The sequence below is a fragment of the Paenibacillus mendelii genome, assembly GCF_024498075.1.
Classification (GTDB): domain Bacteria; phylum Bacillota; class Bacilli; order Paenibacillales; family Paenibacillaceae; genus Paenibacillus_Z; species Paenibacillus_Z mendelii.
This window is the reverse complement of sequence record NZ_JANHOF010000039.1, coordinates 1-8,383: the sequence shown is the minus strand read 5'-3', so window position 1 is coordinate 8,383 and position 8,383 is coordinate 1. Positions and strand designations below refer to the sequence as shown.

The following is an 8,383-nucleotide window of genomic DNA, read 5'->3' as shown; positions in this document are numbered from 1 at the left end:
TGGACGCGTGCTTGCACGACACAAAGGTCAGTCGTCAGATGATCGCGAATTTTCATGGCTTCCCGCAGTTCAGCATAAACGCCTTGAGGAAGGCTCGGTACGGCGTATCTTCCGTCTTTGACCAGTTGTGCAATGACTTTCGCATCCTTAATGTCATTTTTCGTTGGCGAATTGTCATCAAGTTCTTTGCTTTTCTTCACGTGCAGTGGATTCACTACACCGTATTTTACTTGCTCTTCTCGTAAGAAATGAGCAAGGTTTAGCCAGTAATGACCGGTCGGCTCCATGCCGACAATGACGTCCTGGAACCCTTGCTCCGTGGCAATCTTCTGGAACCAGCCAACGAACAAACCGAATCCTTCTCTGTTGTTTTCAAACGTTATGGGCTTCCCGAACTCGACTCCGCGGTAGTCCTGTGCGCGAGCCACATGTTTGAACTTTGCGATGTCTACACCGACAATTAAAGTAGAAGAAGTAATTTGATTAATGCGTTCATTTTGAGTAGAATTCATTTTGTAGTCTCCTTGATTTGTTTTTGGATCCGACGCTGGCCAGCATCTGGGACCCATCAACATCATACCAAGGAGTCTTTTTGTTTCTCAAATCTCGTATTTCTTCATAATAGGAATGCTGCCCGTTAGCATTCCTGTAGATGGATTAATTTCGTCTTTGCAAAAGGAAAAGCGCCTCGGTACGATGGGAGTACGCAACGGGTCATAGCCCTTAAAATCCCATCATCCAGGAGGACGCTCTACTATGAAGTTTAAGGCACAGGAGAAACAAAATCAACTCATTGAAAAGATTACCACCAAGCACCTTGTCGTCGGGATTGACATCGCCCAGCAAACTCATGTCCTCTCAAACCGTGACTCTGTCGTAACGAGACTCGTTAGCGCTAAAAACCAAATCCATCGTTGGGTTGACGTTGTTTTCCCGGAGCTGCGTCAGGTCTTTAAGGGCCTCATGTGCACCGGTTCGTTGGCCACGCTTCGTCTTTTTCCTACACCTGATGAGCTCCGAAATCTACAGCCGCAAGAGATCATTGCAGGCTGGAAATCGCTGATGAAGCGTCACTCTGGAGAACGAAAAGCGCGTGCTCTTATCGCGCTTGCTAACAACTCTGTTGGTTCTAAACAAGCCGCGCAAGCTTACAAGCTTCACTTGAAACAGTTACTTGATGAGTATGACCTTGCTAGTCGACAGCTCCAAACGGTCGAGACAGAGATCATTTCCGTGTTAGATCGCATTCCTTTTGCTAAATCTATGCTTGCTGTCAAAGGGATCAGCGCCATTTCACTAGCTGGTATTCTAGGTGAGGCTGGGATTTAAGCGGATTTGTTCACGGCAATGCCCTGCTGCGTCATGCTGGACTTAACCTCGCAGAAGCAAGCTCAGGCAAATGGACTGGACAGATGAAGATTAGCAAACGTGGAAGATCTCGCCTCCGCCGTTTCATCTTCATGATGACCATGAGTTTGGTGATGAACAATCCGGAGTTCCAAGCCATGCATGCACACAATGTGCAGGTGAAAAAGGTGAAGAAAATGAGGTCCATTATGAAACGATGTGGAAAGCTTGCTCGCATATTGGTTGCAATGGCTAAGCGTGGTGAAGCGTACAATCCACAAAAAACATACCAATACAAGTAGCTGCTTGACCTAAACCTACCGTTCCGTTGCACGAGTTTTGGCTTATTCGCGGGATTTCAAAGAAAGCACAGAGTACCGGATGCATTAAACCAAAGGGTACCGACCCGTACCGTTAGCAAGACCGGCCTCCACCCCTTGGACAGGCGTAACGAAGGAATGAGAGGGCAAAGACCCGTTGAGACATGGGAGTGAAAACCTCCAGGGGCGGCGTGGAGAATGCGTGCAGTATATGGAAGGATATGGGGCAGCAATCTCCCCCTTTATTTCCTCACGCCTTCATGTTGTCCTGATCTTCAACGGTACCCCTTTACTATCTTTCTGCATTTCTAGCAAGGGTGAAATCCTGCGAATAAGCGAGCATTTGTGAGAAAATTAAATCGTACCGAGGGAGCTTAATGGCAAAGTCAGCCTCGTCCGCGGCTAACACGATATGTTCTTGTCCTTCTCCGCAAACAAAAAATCCGCGATAAACGCGGATCCGGTACGCTATATGTTCTTGTCTTCTAACAACTGCCGGTTTCGATAGCCCTCATATTACCTCCCAATGATTTCTGAACCCGGCTTACGCCGCTTATCACCCAGCCGGGCCCAAAAGTCCGTTTAATGCTTCACATAAGTTCCTTAGCTAATCACTTACCAACCGTTATACATGTTCTTAATGCCGGGTATTTACGGCGTCGTCGGCAAAATTACGGCTCCGTTCGCCATGCCGTCAATGCCGAGAACCTCGATTTCATCGATGAATACCCAGACGTTGACCGGGAATTCGACTTTGACGTAACGGGCATACACTTTATCTGCGCCCGGAATCCCCGGCACGCCGTCTATTGCACCGTTCCATTTCATGAACTCGGCCGAAGCGCTGCCATGTTGTGTCGGAGTCGGGGAAACGGTTGCCAGCTTCCCCCAGGATTGACCATCCGATGAAACGGAAATGTCGGCGTTCTTAGGGAAATAGATGCCGGGTGCCGCATCCTGAAGGAAATGGGCTTTAATTTGGCCAATCGATTTGTCTTGACCCAAATCAAATGTGATCGTGCGGCTTCGTTCCTCAGGGTAGTCGCTGCCTGCATGTCCCTGCCACTGTTCATTACGGAAATCCGCACCGCCGAATTGGCCGTTGGTAAGCTCATTTCCGGAATCGGGATGGTTATCGTTGGCCGGCTTGGAAACCGTATAACTCTGACCCAGAACCAGGTTGCTAAGGCCCCAGCCATCCGACCAAGCGTGAATGAGAACTTGTGCGTAGGAATCAAGCACCGATGCTATTCGAGACGATATTAATCCTTGCGCTTGGACGGCTTGGTCGTGAATATGCGCGAGAAAATCCTTCATATACGTTACGGCAACCGATGGATTGTTTTCGTCCAGGAGCTGTTTGATGATCTGCAAGCGATACGACAAGTCATTGCCAAAAGCCGGATCGATCTCGTTCAACGCGATATAACGATTGACAAGCTCCGCCATCGTCTCCGGAGATACGTTCGTATCATTCTTTTGATAATGTTTGGTTACGAATTGATACATCCAATCGTACAGAATGCGATTATTCGGGTCATTGCTTCTTGCGCTGTCGAGGAGCGCGACATTGCCTTGATAATAGGCTTTGTAGGCATCGTTCATATAACCGTAATCGACGCCGCCGTTCAAATAGTCGATGTATCGGTCCCTGAACGCCGGAAACGAATTCATCCGTTCATCGAATTCCATCTCCACGCCGATGCCGTATTGCTTGGAAAGACCGGCGGAATCTTGAAGCCGGGACGGATCGCCCGGCTCATCGAAGAAGTAGTTCGGCTGCTGCGCTACCGCGTCAAAGCCAAGCTTCTCCCCAGCGAATATGCCTTTGCCGTAGAAATTAGGGATCCAGAAAAACTTCTGTTTTTCCTGGTGGACAAGCTGACTCGTATGTTGGATGATCTTCGTATTGTTCTCATCATAGAGGTTGGCGCTTTCACTCATCCAATACATCCCGGTCAACTCGAGGTTGGAATAATTTTGCTCGGACCAGCGCTGTTTCACCTGATGCATATACCAATCGATAGCTTTTTGCTTATCGGCGAAAGCCGCTTCCTTGCCGACCTGATCCGAATTGAAGTTCTCCATCACGCCGTCGCCATCAACATCGCCGAACTCGCCAACCTCATCGCCCGGGTTCGGAACCATCAGCACGACTTTTGTCTTGCGCTTCGGTTCGTCCAATTTTGCGCCGACCTCTTTGGTCGCTTCATTGAGCTGCTGCATATCGCCCTGCGGAGCGAACGTTTTGTCCAGATACCATTGCCAATCTTCAAGCTTGGCATTGATGCCAAAATCCCGCTGCCCGTCCTGCGTCCTAATTCCGAGATAAAGTACGCCATCGTACAACCAGTCGACCGGTTCGCCTTGCGCGTTCACGTAGCTGATGTACGGGATGATATTGTCTTTCGTCCAATCACCGGCGCCGCTATCGTAATGTCCATTGTACAGCAGCGCAAGATTGCTAATGCCACCCGTCGGTTTGCCCGGCTGTAGGTAAGCCGGTTGCTCCGGCTTCAGCTTGACGGCGTGCCGATCTTTGTCGTCGATGCCCCAAATTTCGATCTCATCAAGAAAAGTCCACACTTGGGTCATGAACGTAACTTTTACATATCGCGTATATACGAACTCTGCATTTTTTTTCTCTTTCGGCAAGCCGTCAGCCGCAATATCCCAGACAAACGTCTGATCTGTCGGTGACCCCGGTAACCAGAGCGGGATCGCGGTGTTTTTGTGCGACAGCGGCGCCCAATTCACGCCGTCATCCGACACGTACATGGAAACCGTATTCGGATAAAAAATACCGTTGCCCGTGTCCTGTATAAAATGCGTTTTCACGGCGTTAATCGATTTAAAATCCTGCAAGTCAAATACAACTTCGCGGGTCATTCCCCGAAGGTGCCCCTGCCAGGCGCTGTCCGAGAAGTCCATCGATGCGTACACGCCATCGGTCAATTCATTTCCGGAGTCAGGGTAGCCCTCATAAGGAGCGGCAGAGAGCTGATAGCTTAGACCCGCAGCCAGGTTTCTCGGATCATGCGTTTCTTGCTTGGCAAATGCGTTTGGAGCGAGTGAAAATAACATGAAAGCGGCTAACATGAGGGTGAAGCCTGTTTTTTTGGCAGAAACCATTACACAACCTCCTTAAATCTATAATGACATTAAATCAGCCGACGATGCCGGAGCGTTCGGCTCCTACGACGAAATATTTTTGCAGGCATAAGTAGAAGATTACGAGCGGAATGCAACTAAAATCCATTGCTTCTTTCTTTTTAACTCATTTCTGCAATACCTCCTCTTTGCTTATCCTTCCGCACTTGCCAGGTAATCCGGTGTTTCCCGGGACTAGCGGAAGCGGTTACATTTTCTCTTCACCGATTATAGCACCCTCCCCGTTTCTATACTTTCACTATCATTCAAACTTGTTGGGTAATCGTACGGCCGGAGAAGGCTAGTACCATGACCGCGTAAAATTTCAGAGTATAGATATCTCAATTTATGGCGAGCTTGCTACGCGCTTGTCATAGCAGACATGATCAAAAACGGGTAATACTCTCCTGTTCGTTTTCATCCGGAAGCCTACGCGGAACTGCGTATTCTCATGGCGAACCGAGAGAGGGTTACCAAACACCTAAACAGTGCGGTTAACCAAATTCATCGCTGGGTAGACATCGTCTTTCCCGAGCTTCGCCATCTTTAAAATCCTTACCTGTACCAGTGCAATTGCAACGCTCAGGCTCTTTCCTTTACCGAAAGAAATCAGTCGGTTAAATACGGAACAGGTTCTTGACGGTTGGAAGCAATATGTGAAGCGTCATGTTGGTGTTAAACGAGCGGAGTTGCTCATTTCGCTTGCAAAATCCAGTGTAGGTATCACTAGCCCTTCACGCTTACAAGCTTCATCTTGGGCAATTGCTCGAGGAATGTGACTTGGCCTACCGCCAACTTGAACAAATTGAACACGAGCTCCATCTCATTCTTGAACGTATTCCTTACACACAGAAGCTGCTTGAATTACGAGGTGTCAATGCAACGAGTCTTGCTGGTGTACTCGGTGAAGCCGGTGTAAGTGGTTTTACCCATGGTGATGCTCTGCTTCGACATGCCGGGTTAAATCTAGCGAAGACTAGTTGAGGAAAGTGGCGTGGAAAGATGGTGCTCAGCAAACGAGGCCGACCACGTCTGCGTCATTTTCTCTATCTCATGACGATGTGCATGGTGATGAAGCAACGAGGCATACGATTCAACCAGAGTTTTCCCACAGGCAGTATAAGATCGATCCATCCTCACCAGCTCAAGCATTCGCAGGATGATAAGAAGCACGGAGTATCGGGAGATGAAGACCGATCTCCACCCCGTAGTTAGATGTGACGAAGGAATGAGAGGGCAAAGATCCGTTGAGACATGGGAGTGAAACCTTCAGGGGCGGCGTGGAGAATGCGTGCAGTATATGGTAGGATATGGGGTTTCAACCTCCCCCGTTGTCCTGGTCTGTAACAAGGGTTCTCACATATTCATTCTGTATTTCTGGCAAGGGTGAAATCCTGCGAATAAGCGAGCATTCGTGAGATAACTTACTGTCTCAGATGTCACCATTAATCTAATCTGAATTACAGTGTAAACTCTTGTGCTGGACCTTTGTTATCTTTTCTCCTGATCTCATAATATTGATCGTTTGTATATTCCTTAATAACTTGCTGCACCCCATTTGTTAGACACACAATCTAACAATTGTGGTGCAGCTTAACTTGGCGACTTCTTATGTGTGTATGTTCTTGTCCTCCGACAATTCGTCTTTCTCCATCCAGTAATCTCCTTCGAGCAGGTCCTACATATTTAGCAGACTAATCTCCTGAGTCACTGAATTCCCGAAGACAGAAAGCATCGGTTCCGGGCCCGCGTCCCAATTATATCCGTTCACAATCGCATGTAGCACCTGGTGAATCCAATTGACGGATTTTTTCACATACGCTCTCCAAAGATTCTTCATATAAAATAACATCAGCTATCTTCTCTTCTTGCGTCGTTAACGTAAGACGAACAGCTCCCTAATCGGCTAAGTTTGCAAGTTCTTGTCATCGGACATCAAACTACTAATTGATTCTTGAGACCCCTGAAATAAAACGAACTCCTTGGATGAATAAAGCGACCGGTACCTCCAATGGTACCGTCTCAATCAATACTGCCTGCCATTAGGGGTTGCGTAAATTTCACCTAACGTTCGCGCATATCTAACGTTCAAGCGGCTTAAAGGTAGACTTAAGCCGCTTGAATGTGCGCCAACAAATTTATCCTTTACTGTAAAACTGCGTAAGAATTGATTTATAGTCCAATCCAATTCTCCAGCTTAATTGACGATGCTTCCTCAAGTGTCTTTACATTTCTCCATAAAACATGGTCGGTTGACACAAATCTATTTTAGCTAAACTAAAAATAAAATGTATGAACAACCTTAAATTCAAGATTGAAATATTAGATGTTATGCCAATAGAAAGTATAATGTGAATGCTGATGAAAGCCTAAGGACTTATAAAAAGGATTATCAGAAATAACGTATGCTTTCTTAGCACCTAAGGAACAGCTTCTTTTTAAGGCTTCTAAAACCACCGCTTTACCAAGTCCTTTATGCCGGTACTCTGGAATCGTACATACAGGTTCAACATAAGCATAATCAGTTTTCTGACTATACCATAAGCCGCAGTATGCAACATATTCCCCGTCTTCATTTTCTGCAACTATATGTAGAAATGAATTCAAATTCGTTGCTGACAACATTTTTTTTTGCTTATGAATAGTAATTTCATCAACAGGCACATGTCCTTCATGGTCAAATGCCTTCCATAGTAATTTCTGATGCTTATATAGATCATTTTTTATATTGAGATTTTTCACTGTTATGCCTTTAGGAGTTATGTAATCAAGGCTAACATTCTCAAGTTCAAGTTCAAGTACATTTTCAGTCTGATCATTCTTCACAAATTTCCTACTATGTAATAAGTCTAGAGTATGAGTATCCGTATCATTCGCCACAATCCCAAGGCCATCTTCATTACTGAAAGTAGCAATGGCATATTCTAATATTTCTTTTTCTAATTCTCCAAACCCTTGCTTTGTTGCAACGAAGGCCTCGCCGAAATAATGGTCATAGATTGCTATACCTACTAACTCATCATTACAATACCACAAGCCAATCTTATCCATTAAGTCACTATTAAAGTCAGGATGAAAAAACATCCATTCCCACCTTGCCCAGTTCCAATTTATATGTTTACGGTCATCCTTTGATAATTCAATCAAAAATTCACAAACTTTATCATAATAAGAATTATCGAAATTTCTAAAAACAATTTTCATTTCAATCCCCCATTAAATAATGTCACAATAAAATGCTAGTCTATTTCAAAAACCTTAAATAGATTTACTCCATATTTATAATATTTGGTTGGTAAAGAACAACTATTACTGAAGGAATTTTTGCTCTGCTAGCTAGATTATATACTATTATTATGAAAGGGTTCTATACTCTTGCGGCTATTTCTTACCTTTTGAAATATCCAGACCGATGACTGGATTCATGAAACATTCTCCCTCTAGTGATGGACAAATCTTCTTAGACAAAGGCCAGCCCTATTACGTTGAGTGGTTGAGCTAATCTCCCTCTATGGAGAATCACTTTTCTCTTAAATACTTACGTTTTCTTAGATTTTGACCCAAGT

3 protein-coding genes and 1 pseudogene are annotated in these 8,383 nt (G+C 45.6%); 1 reads left to right on the top strand and 3 read right to left on the bottom strand.

Translation table 11 applies throughout. The features are described from left to right. A partial coding sequence (locus NNL21_RS35620) for an IS110 family transposase (RefSeq protein ID WP_256555708.1) occupies window positions 1-512 on the bottom strand: 512 nt, incomplete at its 3' end. 340 nt (window positions 513-852) lie between these two features. On the opposite strand from NNL21_RS35620, the pseudogene NNL21_RS37025 reads away from it, so the two are divergent. Then, window positions 853-1,649: pseudogene (locus tag NNL21_RS37025) on the top strand (transposase); the annotation flags it as partial. A gap of 669 nt (window positions 1,650-2,318) precedes the next feature. Here NNL21_RS37025 and NNL21_RS35610 read toward each other — a convergent pair. Both NNL21_RS35610 and NNL21_RS35605 read right to left on the bottom strand, forming a co-directional pair. Then, on the bottom strand, window positions 2,319-4,799 hold the full coding sequence (locus NNL21_RS35610) for a DUF4855 domain-containing protein (protein ID WP_204819077.1): 2,481 nt from the start codon (window positions 4,797-4,799) through the stop codon (window positions 2,319-2,321). Window positions 4,800-7,139: 2,340 nt separating this feature from the next. Beyond that, entirely contained in the window at window positions 7,140-8,021 is an 882-nt protein-coding gene (locus NNL21_RS35605) for a GNAT family N-acetyltransferase (RefSeq protein WP_204819075.1), read from the bottom strand. Window positions 8,022-8,383: the final 362 nt, after the last annotated feature.

What these genes read in the sequence shown, in the direction of transcription:
- NNL21_RS35610 (WP_204819077.1), bottom strand. Translation starts at nt 4,799, where the DNA reads ATGGTTTCTGCCAAAAAAACAGGCTTCACCCTCATGTTAGCCGCTTTC.
- NNL21_RS35605 (WP_204819075.1), bottom strand. Translation starts at nt 8,021, where the DNA reads ATGAAAATTGTTTTTAGAAATTTCGATAATTCTTATTATGATAAAGTT.